Below are 25,876 nucleotides of genomic sequence, written 5' to 3' on the forward strand. Positions count from 1 at the left end.
ATTTACAATCTGACAGATTTTTTACAATAAAAACCCTACAACAAGGTTCTAAAATGACAAAAACTCGCATTTTTACTAAAACTCTACTTGCTTCTTTATTACTTACCGCCGCAGGCGGCGCTTCAGCAGCGGCATTCCAATTGGCTGAAATTTCAACGGTCGGTTTAGGTCGCGCTTATGCCGGGGAAGCGGCAATGGCAGATAACGCTTCTGTGGTTGCCACCAATCCGGCGTTAATGAGCCTGTTTAAAACCAATCAGTTTTCTGTCGGCGGTATTTATGTCGATTCTAAAATCAGAATGAGCGGCGATGTTGTAGCGAAAATGGAAGGTTTAGGTACCATTGCAGAAGGCAATGCTGACAACGGCGACGTTGTGCCAGGATCATTGATTCCGAATCTGTATTTTGTTGCACCGGTGAACGATAAATTTGCGATCGGCGGCGGTATGAACGTTAACTTTGGTTTAAAGAGTAAATATGACGACGATTATGATGCCGGCGTATTCGGCGGCAAAACCGAATTAAGTGCGGTGAATTTAAACTTAAGCGGTTCATATCGGGTCTCGCAAGGATTAAGTGTCGGTGCCGGCGTTAATGCCGTTTATGCACGGGCGAAAGTGGAACGCAGGGCAGGTATTTTGGATACCGCATTGGATAGTGCTGCAATTGTCATTCCGGCTAGCGGTCAGTATGCCGCATTAGCGAAAAAAGTGAGCGTAATTAGTGATGGCATTGAGAAAAGTACCGTCGTTACTCGCTTGGAAGATAAAAACGCGTGGGCATTCGGTTGGAATGTCGGTGCCTTGTATGAATTCAATGCGGATAACCGTATCGGTATTGCCTATCACTCTAAATTAGATATTGATTTCAAGGATAATACCGCGAGCAGCTATTTGCCGATCGGTATCCAAGACTATGTGGGTGAAGGCGGTCTGATTCTGCATTTACCAAGTTATCTAGAAATTTCCGGTTTTCATCAGTTAACCGAAAGATTTGCCGTCCATTACAGTTATAAATACAGCAAATGGAGCCGCTTGAAAAACCTGCATGCGACTTATAATAATGGTCAGCTCGCTTTCCACAAAGACGAAGAATATGATGATAACTCGCGTATCGCATTAGGGGCGACATACGATGTGAATGACGATTTAACGTTGCGCGCGGGGATTGCTTATGACGAAGCGGCAGCATTAACGCCTTATGCCAGCGCGGCAATTCCAGATACCAACCGCACTTGGTATAGTGTGGGTGCCACTTATCGATTTACTCCGAATCTTTCTGTTGATGTCGGTTTTGCGCATTTACGCGGCAAAAAACTTAACTTCACTGAAAAACAATCGCTTGCCGGCGGTTTAGTGACGGTTGAGGCGAACTATCATTCGAAAGCAACCGCCAATCTGTATGGCTTGAACCTGAATTATAGTTTCTAATTCGCCACAAAATAGACGATAATAAGCCTATCTTCGGATAGGCTTTTTTATTATAGCTAGACAACGTCTAGCTATAAAAACCACACGCTATGCGTGTGGAATCAAAGAGCTTAAGCGGTGAGTAAAATAAAAATCCTCCTATAATGAATAAGGCTGACAACCAAAATTCAACATATAGGAGGAGAGGTCATGGTAAGTAATTCCAATGACGATTCGAGTTTATCACATACAAAATGGAACTGTAAGTACCATATAGTTTTCATACCGAAATACAGAAGAAAAGCGATTTATGGGAAATTACGAGTAGATATAGGTGGAATATTAAGACAGTTATGTAACTACAAAGATGTAGACATTCTAGAAGCGCACGCAATGAAAGCTCATATTCATATGCTGGTAAGAATCCCCCCAAAATTGGCCGTGTCAAGTTTTATGGGCTATCTGAAAGGGAAATCATCGCTGATGATATTTGAAAGGCATGCGAACCTAAAATATAAGTATGGAAATAGAAACTTTTGGGAAAAAGGTTACTATGTGAGTACAGTGGGTTTAAATACTAAGGTGGTGGAGGAATACATCAGGAATCAAGAAAAGGAAGATATGATTCAAGATAATTTATCGAAGAAAGAATATGTGGACCCCTTTAAGGGGTAGTCATAGTGTTATTGTGCAGTTGTCAGTTTTTTTCACATGCCCCTTGAGGGGCATGTGAAGTACTAGGCCCTTATAGGGTTGCCTAAAAACCGCACGTTTCACGTGCGGATTGTTATTGGAGAAAGAATAATGGACGAATTATATTATTGCTATTTCGATTCGCCGGTGGGGCGTTTATTGATGCTCGGTCGGCAGGATAAACTGACTAATCTGGATTTTGAAATCGAACAGGCAGCGCCCAACCCGAAATGGATTCTCAATGAAAACTTACCGCTCTTTGCGCAAGTTAAGCAGGCGCTGACTCGTTATTTTAACGGTGAGGCGGAGGATTTTTCCGATATTCCGCTGGCGCCGCAAGGCACTGCGTTTCAGCAACGCGTCTGGCAAGCGCTGCGCCGGATTCGTCATGGCGAAACATCCACTTACGGCGCGCTGGCAGCATTGATTGAAAATCCCAAGGCGGTGCGCGCGGTCGGTGGCGCGGTCGGCAGCAATCCCATCAGTATTATTATTCCCTGCCACCGTATTTTAGGCAAAGACCGCGCACTGACTGGCTTCGGCGGCGGATTGCCGGTCAAACGTTTTTTATTGCAGCTCGAACATATCGACTACAAAGATAAAGGCGTGGAATACGTTAAACAGAAATTATTAAAAAAATATAAAATCTGACCGCACTTTTATGATCCCGAAGAATGAACAGGAACTGTTGCAGCGCGCGCGAGACATCGCGGGGTTGACGCTTGCCGAACTGGCGGCGGAATTAAATTTGCCCGTGCCGCGCGATCTGAAACGCCATAAAGGCTGGGGCGGCATGCTGCTTGAAACCGCACTGGGCGCCAGTGCTGGCAGTAAGGCCGAACAGGATTTTATTCATTTAGGGATTGAATTAAAAACCATTCCGATTGACGGACAGGGCAAACCGCTGGAAACCACCTTTGTCAGTCTGGCACCGCTTGTCCGCAACCGCGGTATTCGCTGGGAGCATTCCCATGTAAAGCATAAGCTATCCAAGGTACTTTGGATCCCCGTTGAGGGCGCGCGTGCCATTCCGCTGGCACAGCGCCATATCGGTAGCCCGATTTTATGGCAACCTTCGCCGCAGCAAGAAATGCGATTGCGTCAGGATTGGGAAGAACTGATGGATTATATTGTGCTGGGTAAGATTGAATTGATTAACGCCCGTTTAGGCGAAGTCATGCAACTGCGTCCGAAAGGCGCCAACAGCCGTGCGCTGACTAAAGGCGTCGGTAAACACGGCGAAATCATCGATACGCTGCCGCTGGGCTTTTATCTGCGCAAGGAATTTACCGCAGAAATTTTGCAACAATTTTTAGCGGGAAGTTGATTTTCGGCTTTTCATTTTGTCTGCAAGCATATATGATTTGTAGCTTGTTTTTAGATTAGGAATCGAATTATGTTTGAATGGATGGCGACGCCGGAAGCGTGGATTGCCTTATTAACGCTGACTTCGCTGGAGATTGTGCTGGGCATTGATAATATTATTTTTATCAGTATCTTAGTTTCTCGCCTGCCGGCACAACAGCGCCAGTCGGGGCGTATTATCGGGCTGGGGCTGGCAATGGGAACGCGGATTTTGTTATTGTTGTCGCTTTCTTGGCTGATGAAACTGACGGCGCCGTTGTTTGTGGTGTTTGAGCAGGCAATTTCCGGACGTGATTTAATTTTGTTGCTCGGCGGTTTGTTTCTGGTAGCGAAAAGCACCCATGAAATTCACCACGCCATGACACCGGAAGAGGATACGCAGCAAACGGTGAAAAAAACGGCGAATTTTTTCAGTATTTTGGCACAGATTGCAATTTTGGATATTGTTTTCTCACTCGATTCCGTGATTACCGCGGTGGGAATGGCAAATCACCTCGAAGTGATGATTATTGCCATTGTGCTGGCGGTGGGGGTGATGATGTTGGCGGCAAAACCGATTGGCGATTTTGTTGAAACTCATCCGACGCTGAAAGTGCTGGCGCTGTCTTTTCTGATCCTGGTGGGGGTAGCGTTGATCGGCGAAAGTCTGGATTTCCATATTCCGAAAGGCTATATCTATTTTGCCATGGGCTTCTCGGTCGTGGTCGAGATGATTAACATTAAAATGCGTAAACGCTTAATTGCCAAGCCTTAAGGATAAAAACGGCGGAAAGATAACAAAAAGTGCGGTTAAAATTTTTATAATTTTAACCGCACTTTTCATTGACTCATTGACGAGCATATCATCACCATATTTCGACGATATACCGCTTACCAGCTGCGGTGAATATTGGCGCAGATGACCTGACTTAATACATAAAGCGATGAATTCTTTTTCAGCGTCACAGTATATTTTTCCTGCCGTTTCGGTGCAGCGCGGATGCCGTCGCCCCAGAATTCGGTATAGTAATCGGTTCTTATTTGGGTCAGTCGGTGGGTTTCGCAGTTTAGAATTTTATACTGGCGAATAGATTTCGCGTACAGCTCGGGTCTGTCTTTATATACGAAGAGTCCTTTGTCGGAATTGATCACGGCATCAAAATGCACCAGTCGTTTATCTTCGTTATCCACCCAAATTGAGGCGGTATCGACGTAATATTCCGCATCCTGCGCCAGTTTCAGGTAGCCGGATTTTGCCACTTGCGGCGGAATCAAGGCAACTTCGGCATGCGGAGGCGGTGTTTGAGCAGAACAGGCGGTTAAACAGGCAAGACTTAACGCGAGACTTATTTTTTTCATTTTGAACTCCTTAAGCCTTAATGCTGATGACTAAGGTTGCTTTATTGTGGCATATTTTGCGCTGAATTTCTAACTGAAAAACGCTCGGCGCGACACCACCGCCCGGTTTCTGCCGACGGCGGAGAAAAAATCCAGCGGGCGGCACAAAAATATCGCAAACGATTGCGATGCCGTGATACAATGCGCGGGTTAATTTATCTCAACAAATCAATAGGAAATACAATCGTGAGTGAACAATCCTTAAGTTATAAAGATGCCGGTGTGGACATTAATGCGGGTAATGCGTTAGTGGAAAAAATTAAAGCCGATGTGAAACGCACGACGCGCCCGGAAGTCATCGGCGGACTCGGCGGTTTCGGTGCTTTATGCGCATTGCCGAGCAAGTATAAGGAGCCGATTCTGGTATCGGGAACTGACGGTGTGGGAACCAAATTGCGCCTTGCCATTGATCTGCATAAGCATGACACCATTGGAATTGATCTGGTGGCGATGTGTGTTAATGATCTGGTGGTACAGGGGGCCGAACCGTTGTTTTTCCTAGATTATTACGCCACCGGTAAACTGGATGTGGATGTCGCGGCAAGTGTTGTCAAAGGCATTGCCGACGGTTGCGAACAGGCGGGCTGCGCCTTGGTTGGCGGCGAGACGGCGGAAATGCCGGGGATGTATCATGCCGGTGATTATGACTTAGCAGGTTTTTGTGTGGGCGTGGTGGAAAAAGCGGATATTATCGACGGCACCCAAGTGAAAGCCGGCGACGCATTAATTGCGTTGGCCTCAAGCGGACCGCATTCAAACGGTTATTCTCTGATCCGCAAAGTGATTGAGGTGGCGGGCATTAATCCGGCAGAGCAACAGTTGGCGGGCAAATCCTTTGCCGAACAGGTGCTGGCGCCGACTAAAATTTATGTGAAGTCGGTGTTACAGCTGATTAAGCATGCTAACGTGCATGCCATTGCGCATTTGACCGGCGGCGGTTTCTGGGAAAATATTCCGCGCGTGCTGCCGGCGTCAATGAAAGCTGTTATTGATGAACAAAGCTGGCAGTGGCCGCCGATTTTTAACTGGTTGCAGGAAAAAGGCAATATCGACCGCTATGAAATGTACCGCACTTTTAACTGCGGCGTGGGGATGATTATCGCATTGCCGCAGGAAGATGTGGAAACCGCTGTGGCGTTGCTGAATCAAGCGGGTGAGCAGGCATGGCAGATCGGTCTAATCGAACATGCCGCCGAAGGTGAAGCGCAGGTCGTTATTCGCTGATGAAAAAAATCGTTGTGTTAATCTCCGGACAGGGGCTGAATTTACAGGCAATCATTGATGCTTGTCAGTCCGGTCTGATTCAGGCAGAAATCGGTGCGGTGATCAGCAATAAAGCCGATGCGTTTGGTTTGCAGCGCGCCGCACAGGCGAATATTCCAACACGGGTTTTCTTAGCAAAAGATTATGCCAACGGGCAGGCGCAGGATAGCGACATTGGCGATTTTATTGCATCGCTAGGCGCAGAGTTAATTGTGTTGGCGGGTTATATGAAGATTTTGAGTGCGGCATTTACCCGTCGTTTTAACGGCAGAATTCTGAATATTCATCCTTCGCTGCTACCGAAATATCCGGGGCTGAATACTTACCGACAGGCATTGGATGCCGGTGAGTGCGAACACGGTACCACGGTGCATTTTGTCAATGAACAGGTGGATGGCGGTGCGGTGGTATTGCAGGCGAAAGTGCCGATTTTTCCCGATGATGACGTGGCGGATATCGAACAGCGAGTGAAAAATCAGGAGCTGCGCATTTATCCGTTAGTGGTGAAATGGTTTGTTGACGGGCGCTTGAAACTGGTCGGTGATACGGCTTATTTGGATGGTTGTCCGTTGCCTGCCGAGGGATATGCCGGCGAATAAATCTCAGTACGACTGAGATTTTTTTTGCCTAAGTGCGGTCATTTTTTTCGTAATTTTTGTTATAGTAGCAGCTGTTTTTTATTATGCTTAGCAGGAATCTCAATGGCGGAAAAAATTATTATTGATGAAAATCGGTTTATGCGTACCGTTTCACGCATTGCCCATGAAATTATTGAAAAGCATCAGGATTTAAGCGATCTGGTGATTGTCGGGGTGAAGCGACGCGGGGCGGAAATTGCGGAGTTGATTAAACGTAAAATCGCGGATCTGACCGGCGCGGAATTGCCCTCCATTGATCTGGATATTACGTTTTACCGCGATGATCTCGAATATGTGGAACCGCAAAACCAATCGCCGGTCTATAGCGGTGCATCCGACTATATTAGTATCCAAAATAAAACGGTGATTTTAATTGATGATGTCCTGTTTACCGGACGCACAATCCGCGCGGCGCTGGATGCGTTGATCGATTTCGGTCGGGCGGCGAAAGTGGAACTGGTGATCTTTGTCGATCGTGGGCATCGCGAGCTGCCGATTCGGGCGGACTATGTGGGCAAAAACGTACCGACTAGCCGCAGCGAAAAAGTGCAAGTGCGTACCATGAAATTCGATAACTGCTATGAAGTGGCGCTGATTTCTGCATAAATCGGCGGAACCTTTTGACAAATTAATACTCTAACAATGGTAATTTTTAATTGAAGAATGGGCTAGATATGAAAGCATTGAATTTAAGAGCGTTTTTTCTGACTGTCATCGGTTTATTGGCGGTTTCTGCCGCACAGGCGGCGGAGCGGGGCGTGGCGACGGTGAACGGTACGCCAATTCTGGAAAGTCAGGTAAAACAGGCGTTGGGCAAACGCGCGAATACGGATGTTAACCGTCAGTCGGCACTCAATTCGATTATCGACGATATGCTGGTCAATCAGGCGATTAAAGAATCCGGCGTGAAAGTTAGTGAAGCGAAAGTGGATCAGATTATTGAGGGTATTGCCGCTCAAAACGGTCTGACGTTCGGTCAGCTGTTGGATGCGTTGGATTATCAGGGAATCAGTTATCAGCATTATCGCCGCCAGATCGCCAATCAGCTGCTGATGGCGGAAGTGCGTAATCAAGCCATCGGTAAAAGTGTTGATGTTACCCGTGAAGAAGTGCAGGCGCTGGGACAAAAAATGCTGAAACAGGCAAAAGAAACCGGCACCGAGAAGAAAGTGACCGGCACGGAATATCAGGTGCGCCATATTCTGTTGAAATTAAACCCGTTGTTAAACGATGCGCAGGCGAAAGCACAGCTTACTCAAATCCGTTCCGATATTATCGCCGGGAGAATCAGCTTTGCCGATGCGGCGTTAAAATATTCCAAAGATTATCTTTCCGGCGCGAATGGCGGCAGCTTAGGTTTCGCTTTCCCCGAGGCTTATGTCGGCGCTTTTGCCAAAACCGTGCAAACCACCAAACAGGGTACGATTTCCGCACCGTTCAAAACGGAGTTCGGTTGGCATATTCTGGAAGTCACCGATACCCGTCAGGGCGATCGCACACAGGATGCCTATATGCAGAAAGCTTATGAGCAAATCGTGAATCAGCAGCTACAGAGCGCATCGAAAGACTGGGTTAGCGCGTTGCGTAAGCATGCGGAAATCAAATATTTCAACTAATCGGTACGAATTTCTCAATCCCGGCGAAAATGCCGGGATTTTGTTTTATAATAGACCGCACTTTTATCATTGAACACGGCAATATGAATTCGAAAAAACATTTAGGACATACCGCCCGCAAGCGTTTCGGGCAAAATTTTCTGCATGACAGTCAAGTGATTGAGAATATCGTGATGGCGATTTACCCGCAGCAAGAGCAGTTTTTAGTGGAAATTGGTCCAGGGCTGGGCGCGCTCACTGAGCCGGTGGCGGAGCGGGTGGCGCGTTTAACCGTAATAGAACTGGATCGCGATTTAGCTGAACGTTTGCGCCATCATCCGTTTTTACACCAGAAACTGAATGTCATTGAAAGCGATGCGATGCAGTTTGATTTCCGCAAATTGTATGCAGATGAACACTTGGCGCAGCAAAATCGTAAACTGCGCGTGTTCGGTAATCTGCCGTACAATATTTCCACCCCGCTGATGTTTCATCTGTTTGATTATCATGACATTATTCAGGATATGCACTTTATGCTGCAAAAAGAAGTGGTGAAACGTCTGTGTGCCGCACCAAACAGCAAGGCGTACAGCCGCTTGACGGTGATGGCGCAATATTTTTGTCAGGTGCTGCCGGTGCTTGAGGTACCGCCGAGCGCCTTTAAACCGGCGCCGAAAGTGGATTCCGCGGTTGTTCGGTTGGTGCCGCACGCGCAATTGCCGCATCCGGTCAAAGCACTATCTTGGCTGAATCGCGTCTGTACGCAGGCATTTAATCAACGGCGCAAAACTTTGCGCAATGCGCTTTCCACTTTATTTTCTGAGCAAAATCTGACCGCACTTGACGTTGATCCGAATGCTCGGGCGGAAAATCTCAGTGTTGCCGATTATGCCCGTCTGGCAAATTGGTTGGCGGATAATCCGCCGGCTGAGACGGCAATTTCCGCCGCACTCAACGAGGCGCAGGGATAACTCAGGCGCGCAACAAGCGGCGACATCATTGTAACGACAGGAACGGATAAATCTGATGGCAACTTATTTAGTCGGTGATTTACAAGGCTGTTATGACGAATTACGGCAACTGCTGGATAACGTCAATTTTGATCCGCGGCAGGATCAATTATATCTGGTGGGCGATTTAGTGGCGCGCGGTGATAAATCGCTTGAATGTTTGCGCTTGGTGAAATCCTTGGGCGAATGTGCGCATACGGTGTTGGGTAATCACGATTTACACCTGATTTCCACCGCACTTGGGATAAAAAAGATCAAACCGCGCGATCGGGTGGACGCCATTTTCAGCGCGCCGGATTTTCATGAATTAATCGACTGGCTGCGCCGACAGCCACTGCTAGTGCATAACGAGCAGGCGGGATTTGTCATGGTACATGCCGGGATTGCGCCGGACTGGGATTTGGCGACGGCAAAAGCCTGTGCGGCAGAAGTGGAGCAGGTGCTGCGTGACGGTGATTATGCCACTATGATTGCACAGATGTACGAAAACTCGCCCGCCCGCTGGTCGCCGGCATTACAGGGCATGGAACGTTTACGTTACAGCATTAATGTGTTTACCCGTATGCGTTTCTGCTATCGCGATCACCGTTTGGATTTTGACTGCAAAGCGCCACCGCAGCAGGCGCCGGACGAGCTGACGCCGTGGTTTAAGCTGGATAATCCGTTATATGCGCAGCAAAATATCGTGTTCGGGCATTGGGCAAGTTTGCTGAACACGCCGACTCCGCCGCATATTTACGCGCTGGATACTGGCTGTGTGTGGGGCAACTGGATGACTATGCTGCGCTGGGAGGATAAGCGCTATTTCACTCAGCCGGCGCTGAAAGAATACGCTTAACGCGGGCGACAAACACCGCGTAAAGTGCGGTCGGAAATTCGCTTATTTTCGTTATTGTGATAGGAAGTTTTTATGCCAAATGAACCGCTGATTTGTTCCGCCAGCTGCGAACTGTTTAGGCTCCCGTTTTTTCAGTTTGCACAAATGAAAAAATTCTGCCCTGAAGATATTCCTCGCATCAAGGCTGATTACAAACGCCATTGGGATCATTGGAAACGCTGCATTTTACAGGTTGCGGGCGAACTTGGCACGCCATTTGCTAAGCCGCATATCGAAAGCTGGACGAACGGTTGGCAGGTGCGCGGGCATTTTTTCGCTTATTTTAAATATGAATTCAATTTGAATTCGGCGGCGATTTTATCGGTGATTTTAAACAGCCGCCGTCTTTCGGTCAGTTTGGACTGGCATTGTTACCGCGCTGATCGCTCGCAAATCAGCCTGGCACAATATAATCGCTGGCTGGAGAATCTGGATTTTCAGCGTTATGCGCAGTTTGATATTTGGCGTGGCGACGACAGCGAATATGCCGATTTCCGCCAGCTTGGAGCATGCTGCGCGGCGGATCTCAGCTTGCGCGATGACGGCGATTTCTGGTGTATCGGTAAAAATCTGGAAAAAGCGCAGTTGGACGATATCGACGTTGTTGCATTTATCGCCCGCACTATACGGGAACTCGCCCCGTTGTATGAAAAATGCCATCAATAAACCAATTCCCTTTTGCTACGTTTTCGCTTATGCTTAGCAGGCATTTCTTGATATCAATATTGGCATCAATAAATGCAAGGATGTATAACAAGTTTGTTTATTATCTATCAGGGAATACTTATGAAAAAACTGTTTCTGGCGACCGCACTTTCTTGTGCCGCCGTTTTCGCTTCAGCTGTTGAACTGCACAATCCGAATACCACCGAACACACTTACCGATTAATCCAATCCTTTAATATTGCCGTTCCGCAAGGTTCGACGGGCGAAACCAAATTATGGGTTCCGTTGCCGTTTAATCACGATTATCAGGATGTGAAATCCGTGCGTTACGAGGGGAATTACCGTCATGCTTACATCACGGAAAATAATGCCTACGGGGCGAAAACCTTGTATGCCGACTGGGATGAACAGGCGTCGAAACGAGAGCTGAAAATTGTGTTAGAAGTGCGTACCAAAGACCGCGAAGTGGGGTTGAGCGGGGCGCTGACCGATTATCAGGCGCCACAGAATATTCATTATTCGGTGGATGTGGCGCAATACCTAAAGCCGACGCCGCATATTAAAACCGACGGTATCGTTAAGGAATATGCCGATAAGATTGTCGGGGCGCAGACCGATCCGCTGAAAAAAGCCGAGCTGATTCATCAGTGGATTATTCGGAATATGGAACGCGATAACAGCGTGCTTGGCTGCGGTGACGGCGATGTGGAAAAAATACTGACCAGCGGCGTATTACGCGGTAAATGCACCGATATTAATTCCGTTTTTGTGGCGCTGGCGCGGGCCGCCGGCATTCCCGCCAGAGAAGTGTTCGGTATTCGGTTAGGCGCGGCGCCGAAAATGGCGAAATATTCCACAAACGCATTCGGTAGCGCCGATGAAAAAGGCGTTGCTAATGTCAGCGCAGCACAGCATTGTCGCGCCGAGTTTTATCTGGCGGGATTCGGCTGGGTGCCGGTAGATTCCGCTGATGTGGCAAAAATGCGCTTGGCGGAGAAAAAAGCGGTTGACGATGCCGATACGCAGGCGGTGGCGCAATATCTGTTCGGTAACTGGGAAATGAACTGGATCGGCTTTAATCACGGGCGCGATTTTGAACTCTATCCGGCAGGTGAAATGACGTTGCTGAATAATTTCGGTTATCCCTATGCCGAGGTTGGTGGCGATCCGTTGAATTCTTTTGACCCGCAAGCGTTCAGCTATGAATTTATCGCCGAAAAACAGCAATAATCGTTTTCTTATGGTGTGTCTGACGGCGGTGACGGCCGCCGTTACTTCGACCTTGTGCTGCATTGCGCCGCTGATTTATCTGGCGTTTGGCGTATCATCAGCATGGTTGATCGGGCTGAACCGTTTGGCGTTTCTGCGCGTGCCGATGCTGGTCATTTCATTACTGCTGTTTGGTTATGGATTCTGGTTATTGCTGTTTTCCAAGCGCATTGTTTGCAGCAAGTATCTGTCCCGGCGCAGTTTGATCCTGTTGTACTGGATCGTTTTCGTGCTGATTTTGTTTTTCTTATTTTATCCGACCTTTTTGCCTTGGATATTGGAGGAATGATGATGAAAAAATCAATGATTGCCATGCTTGCAATGTGCTTGTTTAGCGCTGCGGTCGCCGCGCAGGCTGAAAAGCAGCTGGTGTTGAGAATTCCGCAAATGACCTGCCAGCTGTGCGTGTATTTGGTGAATAAAGAATTGCGTGCGGTTGACGGCGTGCTTGCAACCAAGGCGAATTTTAAGGATCAATCGGTGAAGGTTACAGTCCGACCACAGCTGGAACCGCAACAGTTGATTCAGGCGGTGGATAAGCTGCAATATCACGCAGAACTGGTGGAATGATAAGGCAGCTCGCTAGGCAAATTCAGCGGATTGTATTCCTTTGGCGCCAGCGAGCGAGGGCATTTTTGGTATTCAGCGCATCCTGCATCACGCTTAAAATTGATTTGTCGCGATGAGGCTTTGGGAAAGCGCTGTTTTATGCCCGGCTTGAAACGGTTGCAAAAACCGCCGCACTTTTTATCCGGCAGGCGCTCTTTGGGAAATGCTAAGTCTTGCCGGCGCTGCTTTTATCGTGTCGAATGAATGGGAAATAAATTGTCGACCGTCCCTAAAGTTCTGTCAATTTTCCCTGTTTTAGGCTATCCTATACGCCATTTTCCAAGTCAATTTCCACCGCAAAAGTGCGGTCGTTTTTTTAAGAATTTTTAAAGGTACAACTATGCAAGAACAATACCGTCCCGATCTGATCGAACCGGAAATTCAGCAATATTGGCGTGACAATAAAACGTTTAAAGCGGTTAAAGATAACAATAAAGAAAAATATTATTGCCTTTCCATGTGGCCGTATCCTTCCGGTCGCCTGCATATGGGGCATGTGCGCAATTATACGATCGGTGATGTGGTTTCCCGTTATCAGCGCATGAACGGGAAAAACGTATTGCAACCGATGGGCTGGGATGCCTTCGGTCTTCCGGCAGAAGGCGCGGCGGTCAAACATAATACGGCGCCGGCAAAGTGGACTTATGAAAATATCGCGTATATGAAAAACCAGTTGCAAGCGCTGGGTTTCAGCTATGACTGGGATCGCGAATTAACCAGTTGCAAACCGGAATATTATAAATGGGAGCAGCAGTTTTTTGGTGAACTTTACCAAAAAGGGCTGGTGTATAAAAAGACTTCTGTGGTGAACTGGTGCCCGAATGATGAAACTGTGCTGGCGAACGAACAGGTACACGAAGGCTGCTGTTGGCGTTGCGATACGCCGGTGGAACAAAAAGAGATTCCGCAGTGGTTTTTGAAAATTACCGATTATGCGGATCAGCTGCTGGGCGGACTGGATAATCTGCCGGAATGGCCGGATATGGTGAAAACCATGCAACGCAACTGGATCGGTCGTTCCGAAGGGGTGGAAATTACGTTCAAGATTGAAAATTCTGATGACAGCGTGGCAGTCTACACCACCCGTCCGGATACGTTTTACGGGGTATCCTACATGGCGGTAGCGGCGGCGCATCCGCTAGCGGAAAAAGCAGCGCGGCATAATCCTGCGCTGGCGGCATTTATTCAGGAAGCCAAAAATACTAAAGTTGCCGAAGCCGAACTTGCCACCATGGAAAAGAAAGGTATGGCGACCGGAATTAATGCGATTCACCCGATTACCGGCGAAGCAGTACCGGTTTGGGTGGCTAATTTTGTCCTGATGCACTACGGCACGGGCGCAGTGATGGCGGTGCCGGCGCACGATCAGCGCGACTATGAATTCGCCACCAAATACGGGTTACCGATTAAACAGGTTATCGCCCCGGCGCACGGTGAAAGCATTGATTTAAGCAAAGCGGCTTTCACCGAACACGGCGTTGCGGTGAATTCGGCGGAATTCGACGGTTTGGATTTTGAGCAAGCGTTCAATGGCATTGCCGATAAACTGGAAGCGATGGGCGTGGGCAAACGTCAGGTCAATTACCGTCTGCGCGACTGGGGTGTTTCTCGTCAGCGTTACTGGGGCACACCGATTCCGATGCTGACGTTGGAAAACGGTGATGTAGTGCCTGCACCGTTGCCGGATTTACCGATTATCTTACCGGAAAACGTGGTGATGGATGGTGTGAAAAGCCCGATTAAGGCGGATCCGAACTGGGCGAAAACCACCTATAACGGTCAGCCGGCATTGAAAGAAACCGATACTTTCGACACCTTTATGGAATCTTCTTGGTATTATGCGCGCTATACTTGCCCGGATTATCAGCAAGGCATGCTGGACAGTGAAGAGGCTAATTACTGGCTGCCGGTGGATCAATATATCGGCGGCATTGAACATGCGACCATGCACCTGCTGTATTTCCGTTTCTTCCACAAATTATTGCGCGATGCCGGCTTGGTCAGCAGCGATGAACCGACCAAAAAACTGCTGTGTCAGGGGATGGTGCTGGCGGATGCGTTTTATTACACCAGCCCGACCAATGAACGGATTTGGGTGTCGCCGACCAAGGTGACCCTGGAACGTGATGAAAAAGGTCGTATCGTGAAAGCCGTTGACGATGAAGGTCACGAACTGGTACACAGTGGCATGACCAAAATGTCCAAATCGAAAAACAACGGTATTGATCCGCAGGAAATGGTGGAAAAATACGGTGCGGACACGGTGCGCCTGTTTATGATGTTCGCCTCGCCAGCAGAGATGACGCTGGAATGGCAGGAGTCCGGGGTTGAAGGTGCGAAGCGTTTTCTGACCCGTTTATGGAATTTAGCCGTTGAATACAGCAAAAATCCGGCAGAAACCGCGTTAAATCCGACCGCACTTTCCGGCGCTCAGAAAGCGTTGCGCCGCGATGTACATAAAACCATCGCTAAGGTCAGTGACGATATCGGTCGCCGCCAGACCTTTAATACCGCCATTGCGGCGATTATGGAATTGATGAATAAATTAACCAAAGCGCCGTTGCAGGATGCGCAGGATCGGGCGGTTATGGCAGAGGCGTTAAGTGCCGTGGTGCGCATGCTGTATCCGATTACCCCGCACATTTGCTTCCAGCTATGGAAAGAGCTCGGCAACCAGCAGACCATTGATTTTGCCCCTTGGGTCGTCGCCGATGAACAGGCCATGATTGACGATGAAAAACTGGTTGTGGTGCAGGTTAACGGCAAAGTGCGCGCCAGAATTACCGTGCCGGCGGATATGGCGGAAGAGGAAATTAAACGGCTTGCGTTGGCAGATGCGAATGTGGCGAAATTCCTTGACGGCTTAACGCTCAATAAAGTGATTTACGTACCGGGTAAATTGCTCAGCTTTGTGGCAAAATAATTTATCCTCGGGCGGCGCGTCCGCCCTTCGCTGTTAGCCCGGATTATTATTTCCAGTTTGCTCAAGATCAGGAATCAATTATGTTTAAATCATGCAAAATCATGTTAATGGCTGCCGCATTGACGGCATTAACCGCCTGTGGGTTTCATTTTCAGAACGGGGAACTGATTCCGCCGGAATTAAAAACGCTCCGTCTGGAAAGTAGCGATCAGTATGGTCCGATGACGATGGCGGTGCGTCACCAATTGCAAGCCAATAATGTCCGTTTGGTTGACGGAAAATCCGATGTGCCGATTCTGCGGATTAACAAAAGCACAACCAGCGACGAAGTGGCGTCAATTTTCAAACGCGGACGTGAAGCAGAAAAGATGCTGATTCTGGAAGTGCAGGCTGCCGTGCAGCTGCCGAATAAGGCGGCTTATCCGATTTCCGCTAAAGTCAATCGCACATTCTTTGACAATTCCCGTGCGGCGTTGGCTAAATCGGCGGAAAAAGAGGTTATTTGGAACGATATGCGCGAGCAGGCCGCCCGCCAGCTGATTACCAAAATGGTGGCGCTACAGTATCAAGTGAAAGGAAAAGAATGAACCGTATTTTTACGGAACAACTCGCCGGCACTTTAACCCATCAGCTGTCCTCAATCTATTATTTAGTCGGACAGGATCCTTTATTGCTTGCGGAAAGTCGCGATTTAATTACGCATGCGGCTTTCTCGCAGGGATTTGATGAAAAAGCCGAATTTACGATTGATAATACTACCGACTGGAATGCCTTATTTGAGCGTATGCAGTCGTTGGGGTTATTTTTTAATCGTCAGATCATCAGTTTAAATTTAGCCGAAAATCTGACCGCACTTTTACAAAAAAACTTGCTGGAACTCATCGGTTTATTGAATGCCGATGTGTTGTTGATTATACAACTCAGCAGACTGAGCAAGCCGATTGAAAAACAGGATTGGTTTGTACGCGCTAACCAATATGACGAGCAAAGTGTGCTGGTGAATTGCCAGACTCCGACCATTGAACAATTGCCGCGTTGGATTGCGCATCGGGCGAAAACGATGACCTTGGAGCTTGATAAGGATGCCGTGCAGCTGTTGTGTTACAGTTATGAAAATAATCTGCTGGCATTAAAGCAGACCTTGCAATTGCTGGCGTTGCTTTATCCTGACGGCAAACTCAGCTTTGCTCGGGTGAAGACTGTGGTGGAGCAGTCTTCGGTATTTACCCCGTTTCAATGGATTGATGCGCTGTTGGAGGGCAAACTTCAGCGGGCAAGGCATATTCTGGCGGGATTGCAGGGCGAGGCGGTGCAACCGATTATTCTGCTGCGTACCTTACAGCGTGAATTAATCACGCTATTAACCCTGACTCAACCGCAGCAGCATGATGCGGGCATTGATGCGCCGTTGCCGACAGCGCAGTTGCGCGAACGTTTTGATCGCTTAAAAGTCTGGCAGAACCGCCGTCCGTTGTTTGTGCAGGCGGTGCAGCGTTTGACTTACCGTAAATTGTATTTATTGGTGCAGCAACTGGCGGAGCTTGAACGTGCGGCAAAAGAGGAGTTTAGTGATGATCTGTGGGAGAAGCTGGCACATCTGTCGGCACAAATGTGCTGCTAGCATGACAGGTATCATTCAGCTTTCTGCCAGTAGGCGCTGAATCAGTTTGGCGTTCGCCGGCGGGAATTGACCCGCATCCAGTTCTGATTGAGCAATCCACATGCCGCTCTGACCTTCCCGTCCAAACGGTTCGCCGACCCATTGTTCTACCAGATAAAAGTGAAAGTGAATGAGCTTGGTCGGATATTCAAATAAAAATCGTTCAAACAGCACCGCACTTAGGGTGAGAATGCCGATTTCTTCTTCCAGTTCGCGTACTAACGCCTGTTCCGGACTTTCTCCTGCATCGACTTTGCCGCCGGGGAATTCCAGTGCTTGCGCAAAATCCTGACCTTCAAGACGCTGGGTCAGATAGAGTTGTCCGAATTCGTTGCGGATAATGCCGGCAGCAACGTGGATAAGTGGTTTTGTCATGTGTTTATTCCCTGTATTAAATGCGGTAAAACCGAAAAGTTTTACCGCATTTATCGGGTTGATTAATGTTTTGCCCGGCTGCCGTGGCAATGTTTGTACTTTTTGCCCGAACCGCAAGGACAAGGCTCATTGCGCCCGATTTTACGCCCTTGTTCCGGTGCAGCGTCGTCAGTTTCGTGCGGTTGCGCATTCGGTGCGTGATAGTTCATTGCCGCCTGCTCACGCTGTGCCGCTGCCTGACGTAAACGCTCCGCTTCGGCAATTTCTTCCTGTGTGCGGATCTGTACCCGGCTTAACGTCGTGATCACATTCAGTTTCAATGCATCCAGCATTTCGGTAAACATCTGGAAGGATTCTTTTTTGTATTCCTGTTTCGGATCTTTTTGCGCGTAACCGCGTAGATGAATACCACGACGTAAATGATCCATAGCGGCCAAATGTTCTTTCCACAGTTCATCAAGAGATTGCAGCATGACGCCTTTTTCAAAGTTGCGCATGGTTTCGGCTCCGACCAACTCTTCTTTGCGTTTATATTCCGCTGCGGCGGCTTCAACAATGCGTTCGCGCAGGGTTTCTTCATGTAGCGCGTTATTTTCTTCCAGCCATTGACCGACCGGTAAATCCAAGGCGAAGTCTTGTTTCAGGCGCTGTTCCAGTGCTGGAATATCCCACATTTCTTCCAGCGATTGCGGCGGAATATATTGATCAATAACACTGTTAAAGACGTCTTTGCGGATCACATCGATGGTGTCGGAAATATCGTCGTTATCCAGCAACACATTACGCTGTTCATAAATGGCGTGACGCTGATCGTTTGCGACATCGTCAAATTCGAGCAGGTTTTTACGTCCGTCAAAGTTGTGCGTTTCTACTTTTGCTTGCGCCGAGGCAATTACTTTAGCCAGCAGTTTGGACTCCATGCCTTCGCCCGGCGTACTGAACGCTTTGCGCATCATGTTCAGTTTGCCTTCGTTTAGGTAAATGCGCATTAAGGCGTCGTCTAAAGAAAGATAGAAACGAGATGAACCCGGATCGCCCTGACGACCGGAACGACCGCGCAGCTGGTTGTCGATACGGCGCGATTCATGTCGTTCCGTACCGATAATATGCAGCCCGCCCGCCTGTTTGACAATATCATGACGTTCCTGCCAAGCCTGTTTAATGGCGTCGATTTGTTCCGCCGTCGGGTTGTCTAGTTTTGCCACTTCCGCTTTCCAGTTGCCGCCGAGCATGATATCCGTTCCGCGTCCCGCCATGTTGGTGGCGATGGTAACCACGCCCGGATAACCTGCATTGGCGACAATTTCCGCTTCCTGCGCATGGAATTTCGCGTTCAGCACATTGTGTTTGATACCAGCTTTATCCAATGCGGCGGACAGTAACTCCGATTTTTCAATGGAGATTGTTCCGACCAGCACCGGTTGGTTGCGGCTGATACAGTCTTTAATGTCTTCAATAATCGCATCAAATTTATATTGTTCGGTTTCGTACATCACATCGGTACGATCATCGCGGATCATCGGACGATTAGTCGGAATGACGATGGTTTCCAGTCCGTAAATTTGCTGGAATTCAAAGGCTTCCGTATCCGCCGTACCGGTCATACCGGCTAATTTTTCATACAGACGGAAATAGTTTTGGTAAGTAATGGAGGCAACGGTCTGGTTTTCGTTTTGAATCGCCACTCCTTCTTTTGCCTCAATTGCCTGATGCAAACCGTCCGACCAACGACGTCCCGCCATGGTACGACCGGTATGTTCGTCGACGATGACGATTTCACCGTCTTTTACGATATAATCCACATCGCGTTCAAACAGCGTGTGGGCACGCAATGCAGCATACACATGGTGCAGCAATGTAATTTTCGACGGCGAGTATAAGGATTCGGTTTCGCTCATCAACCCTTGTTTAATCAGCCATTGCTCAATTTTTTCCTGACCGCGTTCCGTCAGATAAGCCTGCTTGCTTTTCAGATCCAGCGTATAATCGCCGTCGCCCTGATATTCCTCACTGTCTTCTTTATCCTGTTTGATTAGCAGCGGAATCAGCTTGTTGATGGCAATATATAATTCCGAACTATCTTCAGCCGGACCGGAAATAATCAGCGGGGTGCGCGCTTCATCAATCAAGATCGAGTCCACTTCATCCACGAGAGCGTAATGCAGTTGTTTTTGAAAACGATCCTGCGCCGAGTGAGCCAAATTATCGCGCAGATAATCAAAACCCAATTCACTGTTGGTTGCATAGGTAATGTCGGCGGCGTAAGCAGCACGTTTTTCTTCCGGTGCCAGCCCCGGTATGTTGACGCCCACAGTCATACCTAAAAATTCAAATAATGGGCGGTTGGTTTCGGCATCGCGACGGGCAAGGTAATCATTCACCGTGACCACATGTACGCCTTTGCCGCTGAGGGCGTTAAGGTAACAAGGCAAGGTTGCTGTCAGCGTTTTACCTTCACCGGTGCGCATTTCCGCAATACAACGGTTATTCAACACCATCCCGCCGATCAGCTGCACGTCGAACGGACGCATACCCAATACGCGTTTACTGGCTTCACGTACGGTCGCAAAGGCTTCTGGAATCAGATCTTCGAGTTTGTCGCCGTCGCTTAACCGCTTGCGAAATTCCGCTGTTTTCGCCCGCAGTTGTTCATCGCTTAGGGCTTCAAATTCCGGTTCCAGTTTATTGATTTTGGCAACCTGTTTATTTAAGCGGCGTAAAATACGCTCGTTACGGCTGCCGAAGATTTTAGTTGCAATAGTTCTTAACATGATTTTTCTTTTCTAAATAAAATTAATCGGTGCAGTTTAACCCTTGGCTAAACTGCGAATTCGGATAAAGGAATAAATAAACTAGATCGCTGCCGGTCCAGCACGGATTGGCGCATGGGCGTAAAAGGGACGATGACAAAAGTGCGGTCGATTTTCACCGATTATTTGCCGTTCATTCAGGCTATATTGTGGGCGCTGTAACGGCTGACGATGCACTTGTCTGACCAGTGAAACAGCCTGCTGAATTTGCTGTTGTGCCTGACGTTGTTGGTTTGCATAATTCTCCGCATTCAGACCTGATGTTTCCAGTCCCTGTGCGACAGGCAAGGCAAAAATCGCGATCATACTTAATAGTAATCGCGACCAGAAATGCTGCTTGCCTTTTGCTGACGTCATCGGATATTCGTGTTGCCCATTAAAAAAACTGCACCATTGTAGCCGAAATTCGCTACAATGTCTCATCATCGTTGCAAATATTGGGACAAAAACGGGTAAAACAAGTCAATGAAATCCACGCGATACCATAAACCGGTTAATGTGCAGGATGTGCTGGAACATTCCGAATTGGCGCGCATTATGCAGCAGGGCTTGCTGGTGCATAATCTGAACGAACAGATCCAACGGCTATTTCCTGAGCAATTTAAGGGGCTTTATCGGGCAGCGCATTTGGCGCAGGACAAATTGTTTATTGATACGGCGAACGGCATGGTGCGACAAGGGTTGTTGTTCAGACAACAAGAATTATTGGCATTGGTTCAGCGGGATTATCCGCAGGTGCGGCACTTGATCTTTAAAATCAACCCTGAACTGGCACGACATACTGCACGGTGATTGACTTTTTGGATAAGGACAGGCAATGCAGGATATTTATCATTCAATATCTCATTTCGGAAGGATTCTGGGCTCGCTGTTTTATTACGCGCCGCAAGACGAACAAAATCAATGGCTGATCACATTTTTTCAGCAGGAAAACTGGCAGACTGATGTCGGTTTTCTCGCACCGCAACGCATCGCACGTATTCAGAGCGCATTTATTCGCAGTACAGCCGATGTAAAACAACTGACCGCACAATATCAGCAGTTGTTTGTCGGGGCGAACAAGCTGCCCGCACCGCCATGGGGATCGGCGTATCTGGATAAGGAGGCGACGAGCGTCGCTTCTTCATTATTGGACATGCGGGATTTCTTACAGAAAAACCGCATTGAACTGTCATTGCCTTGCAATCAACCGGAAGACCATTTCGGTTTAATGTTAATGCTGCTGGCTTTTCTGGCGGAAAATCAACCGCACTTATTGGCAGAATATCTGACGCAACATTTGCTGCCGTGGAGTCATCGTTTTTTGACATTGCTTGCTGAACAGCAGACTTCGGATTTTTATGCCGGGCTGGCGCTGCTGGCGGACGCCTTACTCGATTATTGGCGACAAGCCATGGGACTACAGGTAAAAGCCATGCCACTGTATCGTTAGATTCACGTTATCGTTGCGCAAAAAATGTTTTTACCGACTTTTAGCGCAATTTGCTGTATTTGTAATGTTGCAGTACCAAATCCAGATAATCCATAACGCCCCTTTAGGTTTTAAACAGTGCAATCAGTTCATTGACTTTCACGCGTTGCAGTGACGATTGGCTGATTGAACGTTGTACTTTCAGCCGTTTTAATTTTGCTCCCTGATAGATTTCACGGGTAAAGCGGGTATCATGATTGGATATAATCACCGGAATTTTTCGTTCGCTTGCCGTTTGTTTTGCCAGTGCAGCGAGGGTTTGCTGATGCAGCAACGAAAATTCGTTGCCAGCATAACCGGTGAAGTTGCTGTTTTGCGTCAGCGGCGCGTAGGGCGGGTCGCAATAAATTACTGAATGTTCGTCGGCGAATTTAAAGGCTTCCTGAAAATCTGCACAAATAAACACCGCACTTTGTGCTTTCTGAGCAAAATAACGTAGTTCCGCTTCTGGAAAATAATGTTTTTTATAGCTGCCGAAAGGCACATTGAACTCGTTTTTTGAGTTATAGCGACAAAGTCCGTTAAAGCCGAAACGGTTCAGATACAGAAATAAGACCGAACGTTCAAAACTGTTTTGTGAACGGTTAAACTGCTCCCGTCGCTGATAATAGTACGCCGCGCTGTTGGCATCGGGATGAGCGAACAGCACGCGGCAGGCGTCAATATAATGCTCGACATCCTGTTTTACGATATTAAACAGATTGATTAAATCGGGATTTATATCTGCCAGCACATAGCGTTCAAACTGACTGTTTAGAAAAACCGAACCGGCACCGACAAAAGGTTCAATTAGACACTGCTTTTTTTTAGGCAACAGCTTGTTGATTTCTTCGGTTAAACGAAATTTGCCGCCCGCCCATTTCAGAAAAGGGCGGTGCTTTAGACGGGATTTTACTGGGGAACGGGGCGGCTGCATTCGGTCAGTCGTTTTGCGAACAGCGACGGATTGCCGCGATAACCGATGCTTGATCGATATCGGTCGTAACGTAAGCCCGACCTAATGATTTTAGCAATACCAGACGTAATTTGCCTGCCAACACTTTTTTATCGCGCATCATATGCGGCAAATAATCCTCCGGTTGCATCGTATCCGGTGAGACGGTCGGTAGATTGGCACGGGCCAGCAGTTTTTCCAGCCGTGCCGCTTCGTCGAAAGTCAGATCTCCGCGCATTTCCGATAATGTCGCAGCCATCATACAGCCGATCGCCACCGCTTCGCCGTGTAGCAGGTTGCCGTAGCCGAGATGCGTTTCAATCGCATGCCCGAAAGTATGCCCCAAATTCAGTAAAGCGCGCTCGCCTTGTTCCGTTTCATCACGGGCAACTACATCGGCTTTCAGCTGACAGCAACGGGCGATACATTGTTGCAGCGCCGTCTGATCCAACGCGACTAGGGCGTTCATGTGCTGTTCCAGCCATTTGAAAAAGCCGTAATCCAAAATTGCGCCGTATTTTATGACTTCCGCCAGACCGGCGCTCACTTCACGTTTGGGCAGTGAGTTCAACGTCAGGGTGTCGATAATCACGGCGCAAGGCTGATAAAAGGCGCCAATCATATTTTTACCCAGCGCATGATTAACGGCGGTTTTGCCGCCGACGGAAGAATCCACCTGGGCCAGCAAGGTGGTCGGAATTTGAATAAAGCGCACGCCGCGCTGGTAGCTTGCCGCCGCATAACCTGCTACGTCACCGATCACCCCGCCGCCTAATGCGATAATGGTGGTATCTCTGCCGTGGTTGGATTTCAACAAGGCGGTGAAAATCAGATTCAGGGAGTCAAGCGTTTTGTATTTTTCTCCGTCCGGCAGTTGTACTTGTTCTACGATACAACCGATGTTTTCCAGTGTTGCCGTCACAGCTGCCAGATAATATTGTGCGACGGTCGGATTCGTGACGATCATGACCTTATCCCCGCGCCGGAGCGGATATGCCGCCGGATCCGATAATAATCCTGCACCGATACGAATAGGATAACCGCGTTCTTTTAATTCCACGTTAACGCACAACATACTGATTTCCTTTTGGTAACAATTAGCCGTTGAAATTCTCAATTAAATCGACGATCTGACCCGCCATCACTTTGGCGCTTTGTTCGTCCGTCGGTAGTGTAATGTCCGCGACTTCGCGATACAGCGGATTACGGATCTGCGCCAGTTCTTCCAGCACCTGCCGCGGATCCTCCACATTTTGCAACAGCGGGCGTTTTTTATCGCGCTGCGTGCGTTGGAATTGCTTATCTACCGTGGTTTCCAGATAAATCACGATACCGCGTGCGGATAAATGATTACGATTGTCTTTAGATAGTACTGCGCCGCCGCCGGTGGAAAGCACGATTCCCTGTTTCTGGGTGAGTTCGTTGATAATGCGCTCTTCGCGTTTTCTAAATCCGGCTTCGCCTTCCACATCGAAAATCCAGCTAATGTCGGCGCCGGCACGCTGCTCAATTTCCGTATCCGTATCAATAAAGTCCATGCCGAGGAGCTGTGCCAACTGACGACCGATGGTGCTTTTACCGGCACCCATTGGTCCGACCAAGAAAATATTACGTTTTTCTGCCATTTCTTGTTTATTCTTCTTTAAATTAATTAAAACAAATTGATCTTTTCACCAAATAAAAAACGCAACCACAAAGTATAAAAATGTGGCTGTCAAAAGATCACCCAAAAAATAAGTGAGATTATCGCAATAAATGCTTACCTTTTTCAACCTTCCGGACGGATTTATTTCCTATCGCGGGAAATTTTTAAAGTGCGGTCTGTTTTGAGTGTGTTTTTTTCTACGCTGAAATTCTCCGGGCGCTGTCCGGGCTGTAGAATATGCGGTGTGACAAAAATGACTAACTCCCGCTTTTGATGTCGCTCGCTTTCCTTGCTGAATAAGCGTTTTACCAGCGGAATGTCGCCCAGCAGTGGCACTTTGTCGGTGCCTTTGGTTATCGTATCGTGAAAAACACCGCCCAATACGATGGTCTCGCCGTTGCGGGCAAATACTTGCGTATTAATTTCCTGTTTATCAATGGAGACGACTTCACTGTGTCCGTATGCGATCCGATTGCCTGGTGAATTCTGGCTGACAACCAGATCCAGCAATATGGTATCGTCCCGTGAAATGTGCGGCGTAACCGCCAGCCCCAACACCGCTTCACGGAATTCCACCGATTGAATATCGTTTTTAGTGTTGCTGACAAGATAAGGGATTTCCGTTCCTTGTTTGATACTGGCGCTTTTTTTATTGGTCGTCAGCAGGCGTGGACTGGCGATGATTTCGACATTGTTTTCTCGTTCCAGCGCGGTTAATTCCAGATCCAGTAATCGACCGTTGATTTTGGCGATTTGCAGCGCAACGGAGCCTGCCGGAGTCGTTGCCGTGCCGAAATTCACGTTGAGTTGATCGGTGATATTGTCAAATCCGTTGGCATTCAGGCTGCCACTGATTTTATGGCTGGTTTCCGTAGCGTTCAAAATACCCCAGCGCACGCCTAATTCTTTCAGGCTTTCGTCGCTGATCGTGACAATGCGCGCTTCAATGGCGATTTGTTCAATCGGTTTGTCCATGTCGGCAATCAGGCGTTTAAGTTGCTGGACGATTTGTTTTTCATCGCGCAGCAGTAATAGATTGGCGCGTTCGTCAAACGCGATACTACCGTTCGCTGATAATAACGAACCGCTGCCGCCGGTTAACGATTTCATCACGTCGGCCGCTTTCGCATAATGCAGCTTGACGGATGTGGTGGTCAGCGCTGGCGTTTCGGCAACGGGAAGCAGTGCAGATATCTCCGACAGCGGCGTGGCGGCAAGCTGTGCGGGCGTTTCGCTGGCAACTTTGCCGAGATAATAAATGTTATTTTCCCGCCATAACTCAAGCTG

28 protein-coding genes are annotated in these 25,876 nt (G+C 48.2%); 20 read left to right on the forward strand and 8 right to left on the reverse strand.

Going from position 1 to position 25,876, the window contains the following annotated elements; genetic code table 11:
- The first annotated feature begins 53 nt into the window (after nucleotides 1-53).
- The 5 genes from BN3349_RS09940 (at nucleotide 54) to BN3349_RS09960 (ending at nucleotide 4,221) form a co-directional block, all read left to right on the forward strand.
- Nucleotides 54-1,430: a porin gene (locus BN3349_RS09940; RefSeq protein ID WP_040977146.1), complete on the forward strand. Its 1,377-nt coding sequence runs from the start codon at nucleotides 54-56 to the stop codon at nucleotides 1,428-1,430.
- Nucleotides 1,431-1,619: 189 nt separating this feature from the next.
- Complete coding sequence (gene tnpA, locus BN3349_RS09945; RefSeq protein ID WP_040977147.1) at nucleotides 1,620-2,084, forward strand: IS200/IS605 family transposase; 465 nt, start codon at nucleotides 1,620-1,622, stop codon at nucleotides 2,082-2,084.
- Between the two features lie 129 nt (nucleotides 2,085-2,213).
- A complete protein-coding gene (locus BN3349_RS09950; protein ID WP_040977148.1) occupies nucleotides 2,214-2,753 on the forward strand; it encodes a methylated-DNA--[protein]-cysteine S-methyltransferase in 540 nt (179 codons plus the stop codon).
- A 10-nt stretch (nucleotides 2,754-2,763) separates the two neighbouring features.
- Nucleotides 2,764-3,429: a DNA mismatch repair endonuclease MutH gene (gene mutH / locus BN3349_RS09955; protein WP_040977150.1), complete on the forward strand. Its 666-nt coding sequence runs from the start codon at nucleotides 2,764-2,766 to the stop codon at nucleotides 3,427-3,429.
- 69 nt (nucleotides 3,430-3,498) lie between these two features.
- Nucleotides 3,499-4,221 (forward strand): TerC family protein, encoded by a 723-nt coding sequence (locus BN3349_RS09960; protein ID WP_040977151.1) that lies wholly within the window; start codon nucleotides 3,499-3,501, stop codon nucleotides 4,219-4,221.
- Between the two features lie 116 nt (nucleotides 4,222-4,337).
- On the opposite strand, the gene BN3349_RS09965 is transcribed toward BN3349_RS09960, so the two are convergent.
- Nucleotides 4,338-4,805 carry a surface-adhesin E family protein gene (locus BN3349_RS09965; RefSeq protein ID WP_032109383.1) on the reverse strand — a complete coding sequence of 156 codons (468 nt, stop codon included), beginning with the start codon at nucleotides 4,803-4,805 and terminating at the stop codon, nucleotides 4,338-4,340.
- Between the two features lie 225 nt (nucleotides 4,806-5,030).
- Here BN3349_RS09965 and purM point away from each other — a divergent pair, with 225 nt between their 5' ends.
- The 13 genes from purM to holA all read left to right on the forward strand — a co-directional run bounded on the left by purM (nucleotide 5,031) and on the right by holA (nucleotide 17,315).
- Nucleotides 5,031-6,068: a phosphoribosylformylglycinamidine cyclo-ligase gene (gene purM, locus BN3349_RS09970; protein WP_040977153.1), complete on the forward strand. Its 1,038-nt coding sequence runs from the start codon at nucleotides 5,031-5,033 to the stop codon at nucleotides 6,066-6,068.
- Complete coding sequence (gene purN / locus BN3349_RS09975) at nucleotides 6,068-6,706, forward strand: phosphoribosylglycinamide formyltransferase (protein WP_040977155.1); 639 nt, start codon at nucleotides 6,068-6,070, stop codon at nucleotides 6,704-6,706. The genes purM and purN overlap by 1 nt, the downstream gene beginning before the upstream one ends.
- A gap of 102 nt (nucleotides 6,707-6,808) precedes the next feature.
- Entirely contained in the window at nucleotides 6,809-7,351 is a 543-nt protein-coding gene (gene pyrR, locus BN3349_RS09980) for a bifunctional pyr operon transcriptional regulator/uracil phosphoribosyltransferase PyrR (RefSeq protein ID WP_040977156.1), read from the forward strand.
- Nucleotides 7,352-7,419: 68 nt separating this feature from the next.
- Nucleotides 7,420-8,361 carry a peptidylprolyl isomerase gene (locus BN3349_RS09985; RefSeq protein WP_040977158.1) on the forward strand — a complete coding sequence of 314 codons (942 nt, stop codon included), beginning with the start codon at nucleotides 7,420-7,422 and terminating at the stop codon, nucleotides 8,359-8,361.
- Between the two features lie 83 nt (nucleotides 8,362-8,444).
- On the forward strand, nucleotides 8,445-9,311 hold the full coding sequence (gene rsmA, locus BN3349_RS09990; protein ID WP_040977223.1) for a 16S rRNA (adenine(1518)-N(6)/adenine(1519)-N(6))-dimethyltransferase RsmA: 867 nt from the start codon (nucleotides 8,445-8,447) through the stop codon (nucleotides 9,309-9,311).
- Nucleotides 9,312-9,366: 55 nt separating this feature from the next.
- Nucleotides 9,367-10,188, forward strand: coding sequence for a bis(5'-nucleosyl)-tetraphosphatase (symmetrical) ApaH (gene apaH / locus BN3349_RS09995; RefSeq protein ID WP_040977160.1), 822 nt, complete (start codon nucleotides 9,367-9,369; stop codon nucleotides 10,186-10,188).
- A 72-nt stretch (nucleotides 10,189-10,260) separates the two neighbouring features.
- A complete protein-coding gene (locus BN3349_RS10000; protein ID WP_040977161.1) occupies nucleotides 10,261-10,893 on the forward strand; it encodes an HI_0552 family protein in 633 nt (210 codons plus the stop codon).
- Between the two features lie 120 nt (nucleotides 10,894-11,013).
- Nucleotides 11,014-12,123, forward strand: coding sequence for a transglutaminase-like domain-containing protein (locus BN3349_RS10005; RefSeq protein ID WP_040977162.1), 1,110 nt, complete (start codon nucleotides 11,014-11,016; stop codon nucleotides 12,121-12,123).
- Nucleotides 12,095-12,451: a mercuric transporter MerT family protein gene (locus tag BN3349_RS10010; protein WP_040977164.1), complete on the forward strand. Its 357-nt coding sequence runs from the start codon at nucleotides 12,095-12,097 to the stop codon at nucleotides 12,449-12,451. The genes BN3349_RS10005 and BN3349_RS10010 overlap by 29 nt, the downstream gene beginning before the upstream one ends.
- Complete coding sequence (locus tag BN3349_RS10015; protein WP_245853801.1) at nucleotides 12,448-12,732, forward strand: heavy-metal-associated domain-containing protein; 285 nt, start codon at nucleotides 12,448-12,450, stop codon at nucleotides 12,730-12,732. The genes BN3349_RS10010 and BN3349_RS10015 overlap by 4 nt, the downstream gene beginning before the upstream one ends.
- A gap of 379 nt (nucleotides 12,733-13,111) precedes the next feature.
- Nucleotides 13,112-15,694: a leucine--tRNA ligase gene (gene leuS / locus BN3349_RS10020; protein ID WP_040977166.1), complete on the forward strand. Its 2,583-nt coding sequence runs from the start codon at nucleotides 13,112-13,114 to the stop codon at nucleotides 15,692-15,694.
- An 80-nt stretch (nucleotides 15,695-15,774) separates the two neighbouring features.
- The gene (lptE, locus tag BN3349_RS10025; RefSeq protein WP_040977167.1) at nucleotides 15,775-16,281 is read left to right on the forward strand and encodes an LPS assembly lipoprotein LptE; all 507 of its coding nucleotides are present in this window, start codon (nucleotides 15,775-15,777) and stop codon (nucleotides 16,279-16,281) included.
- Complete coding sequence (gene holA, locus BN3349_RS10030) at nucleotides 16,278-17,315, forward strand: DNA polymerase III subunit delta (protein ID WP_040977169.1); 1,038 nt, start codon at nucleotides 16,278-16,280, stop codon at nucleotides 17,313-17,315. Before lptE ends, holA begins: the two co-directional genes overlap by 4 nt.
- Nucleotides 17,316-17,330: 15 nt before the next feature.
- Here holA and mutT read toward each other — a convergent pair whose 3' ends face one another.
- The 3 genes from mutT to secM all read right to left on the reverse strand — a co-directional run bounded on the left by mutT (nucleotide 17,331) and on the right by secM (nucleotide 20,896).
- Nucleotides 17,331-17,729, reverse strand: a complete 399-nt coding sequence (gene mutT, locus BN3349_RS10035) for an 8-oxo-dGTP diphosphatase MutT (protein WP_040977170.1) — start codon at nucleotides 17,727-17,729, stop codon at nucleotides 17,331-17,333.
- 62 nt (nucleotides 17,730-17,791) lie between these two features.
- Nucleotides 17,792-20,500, reverse strand: coding sequence for a preprotein translocase subunit SecA (gene secA / locus BN3349_RS10040; protein WP_040977171.1), 2,709 nt, complete (start codon nucleotides 20,498-20,500; stop codon nucleotides 17,792-17,794).
- 81 nt (nucleotides 20,501-20,581) lie between these two features.
- Complete coding sequence (gene secM, locus BN3349_RS10045) at nucleotides 20,582-20,896, reverse strand: secA translation cis-regulator SecM (protein WP_040977173.1); 315 nt, start codon at nucleotides 20,894-20,896, stop codon at nucleotides 20,582-20,584.
- A gap of 108 nt (nucleotides 20,897-21,004) precedes the next feature.
- On the opposite strand from secM, the gene BN3349_RS10050 reads away from it, so the two are divergent.
- Both BN3349_RS10050 and dmsD read left to right on the forward strand, forming a co-directional pair.
- A complete protein-coding gene (locus BN3349_RS10050; RefSeq protein WP_040977175.1) occupies nucleotides 21,005-21,331 on the forward strand; it encodes a DciA family protein in 327 nt (108 codons plus the stop codon).
- Nucleotides 21,332-21,356: 25 nt separating this feature from the next.
- Complete coding sequence (dmsD, locus tag BN3349_RS10055; RefSeq protein ID WP_040977176.1) at nucleotides 21,357-21,971, forward strand: Tat proofreading chaperone DmsD; 615 nt, start codon at nucleotides 21,357-21,359, stop codon at nucleotides 21,969-21,971.
- A 103-nt stretch (nucleotides 21,972-22,074) separates the two neighbouring features.
- Here the strand turns inward: dmsD and BN3349_RS10060 are convergent, their stop codons facing one another.
- The 4 genes from BN3349_RS10060 to pilQ form a co-directional block, all read right to left on the reverse strand.
- Nucleotides 22,075-22,926 carry a Dam family site-specific DNA-(adenine-N6)-methyltransferase gene (locus BN3349_RS10060; protein WP_040977177.1) on the reverse strand — a complete coding sequence of 284 codons (852 nt, stop codon included), beginning with the start codon at nucleotides 22,924-22,926 and terminating at the stop codon, nucleotides 22,075-22,077.
- A gap of 4 nt (nucleotides 22,927-22,930) precedes the next feature.
- Nucleotides 22,931-24,019, reverse strand: a complete 1,089-nt coding sequence (gene aroB / locus BN3349_RS10065) for a 3-dehydroquinate synthase (RefSeq protein ID WP_040977178.1) — start codon at nucleotides 24,017-24,019, stop codon at nucleotides 22,931-22,933.
- A 22-nt stretch (nucleotides 24,020-24,041) separates the two neighbouring features.
- Entirely contained in the window at nucleotides 24,042-24,569 is a 528-nt protein-coding gene (gene aroK / locus BN3349_RS10070) for a shikimate kinase AroK (protein WP_040977180.1), read from the reverse strand.
- Between the two features lie 161 nt (nucleotides 24,570-24,730).
- The coding region (pilQ, locus tag BN3349_RS10075) for a type IV pilus secretin PilQ (protein WP_040977182.1) at nucleotides 24,731-25,876 on the reverse strand (1,146 nt) is incomplete at its 5' end.

The sequence above is a fragment of the Necropsobacter massiliensis genome (assembly GCF_000827595.2).
In the GTDB taxonomy this organism is placed as follows: Bacteria; Pseudomonadota; Gammaproteobacteria; order Enterobacterales; family Pasteurellaceae; genus Necropsobacter; species Necropsobacter massiliensis.

Bases quoted from the DNA above. Each gene is read 5' to 3' on its own strand.
- BN3349_RS09940 (WP_040977146.1), top strand. From the start codon at position 54: ATGACAAAAACTCGCATTTTTACTAAAACTCTACTTGCTTCTTTATTA.
- tnpA (WP_040977147.1), top strand. From the start codon at position 1,620: ATGGTAAGTAATTCCAATGACGATTCGAGTTTATCACATACAAAATGG.
- BN3349_RS09950 (WP_040977148.1), top strand. From the start codon at position 2,214: ATGGACGAATTATATTATTGCTATTTCGATTCGCCGGTGGGGCGTTTA.
- mutH (WP_040977150.1), top strand. From the start codon at position 2,764: ATGATCCCGAAGAATGAACAGGAACTGTTGCAGCGCGCGCGAGACATC.
- BN3349_RS09960 (WP_040977151.1), top strand. From the start codon at position 3,499: ATGTTTGAATGGATGGCGACGCCGGAAGCGTGGATTGCCTTATTAACG.
- BN3349_RS09965 (WP_032109383.1), bottom strand. From the start codon at position 4,805: ATGAAAAAAATAAGTCTCGCGTTAAGTCTTGCCTGTTTAACCGCCTGT.
- purN (WP_040977155.1), top strand. From the start codon at position 6,068: ATGAAAAAAATCGTTGTGTTAATCTCCGGACAGGGGCTGAATTTACAG.
- pyrR (WP_040977156.1), top strand. From the start codon at position 6,809: ATGGCGGAAAAAATTATTATTGATGAAAATCGGTTTATGCGTACCGTT.
- BN3349_RS09985 (WP_040977158.1), top strand. From the start codon at position 7,420: ATGAAAGCATTGAATTTAAGAGCGTTTTTTCTGACTGTCATCGGTTTA.
- rsmA (WP_040977223.1), top strand. From the start codon at position 8,445: ATGAATTCGAAAAAACATTTAGGACATACCGCCCGCAAGCGTTTCGGG.
- apaH (WP_040977160.1), top strand. From the start codon at position 9,367: ATGGCAACTTATTTAGTCGGTGATTTACAAGGCTGTTATGACGAATTA.
- BN3349_RS10000 (WP_040977161.1), top strand. From the start codon at position 10,261: ATGCCAAATGAACCGCTGATTTGTTCCGCCAGCTGCGAACTGTTTAGG.
- BN3349_RS10005 (WP_040977162.1), top strand. From the start codon at position 11,014: ATGAAAAAACTGTTTCTGGCGACCGCACTTTCTTGTGCCGCCGTTTTC.
- BN3349_RS10010 (WP_040977164.1), top strand. From the start codon at position 12,095: ATGAATTTATCGCCGAAAAACAGCAATAATCGTTTTCTTATGGTGTGT.
- BN3349_RS10015 (WP_245853801.1), top strand. From the start codon at position 12,448: ATGATGATGAAAAAATCAATGATTGCCATGCTTGCAATGTGCTTGTTT.
- leuS (WP_040977166.1), top strand. From the start codon at position 13,112: ATGCAAGAACAATACCGTCCCGATCTGATCGAACCGGAAATTCAGCAA.
- lptE (WP_040977167.1), top strand. From the start codon at position 15,775: ATGTTTAAATCATGCAAAATCATGTTAATGGCTGCCGCATTGACGGCA.
- holA (WP_040977169.1), top strand. From the start codon at position 16,278: ATGAACCGTATTTTTACGGAACAACTCGCCGGCACTTTAACCCATCAG.
- mutT (WP_040977170.1), bottom strand. From the start codon at position 17,729: ATGACAAAACCACTTATCCACGTTGCTGCCGGCATTATCCGCAACGAA.
- secA (WP_040977171.1), bottom strand. From the start codon at position 20,500: ATGTTAAGAACTATTGCAACTAAAATCTTCGGCAGCCGTAACGAGCGT.
- secM (WP_040977173.1), bottom strand. From the start codon at position 20,896: ATGACGTCAGCAAAAGGCAAGCAGCATTTCTGGTCGCGATTACTATTA.
- BN3349_RS10050 (WP_040977175.1), top strand. From the start codon at position 21,005: ATGAAATCCACGCGATACCATAAACCGGTTAATGTGCAGGATGTGCTG.
- dmsD (WP_040977176.1), top strand. From the start codon at position 21,357: ATGCAGGATATTTATCATTCAATATCTCATTTCGGAAGGATTCTGGGC.
- BN3349_RS10060 (WP_040977177.1), bottom strand. From the start codon at position 22,926: ATGCAGCCGCCCCGTTCCCCAGTAAAATCCCGTCTAAAGCACCGCCCT.
- aroB (WP_040977178.1), bottom strand. From the start codon at position 24,019: ATGTTGTGCGTTAACGTGGAATTAAAAGAACGCGGTTATCCTATTCGT.
- aroK (WP_040977180.1), bottom strand. From the start codon at position 24,569: ATGGCAGAAAAACGTAATATTTTCTTGGTCGGACCAATGGGTGCCGGT.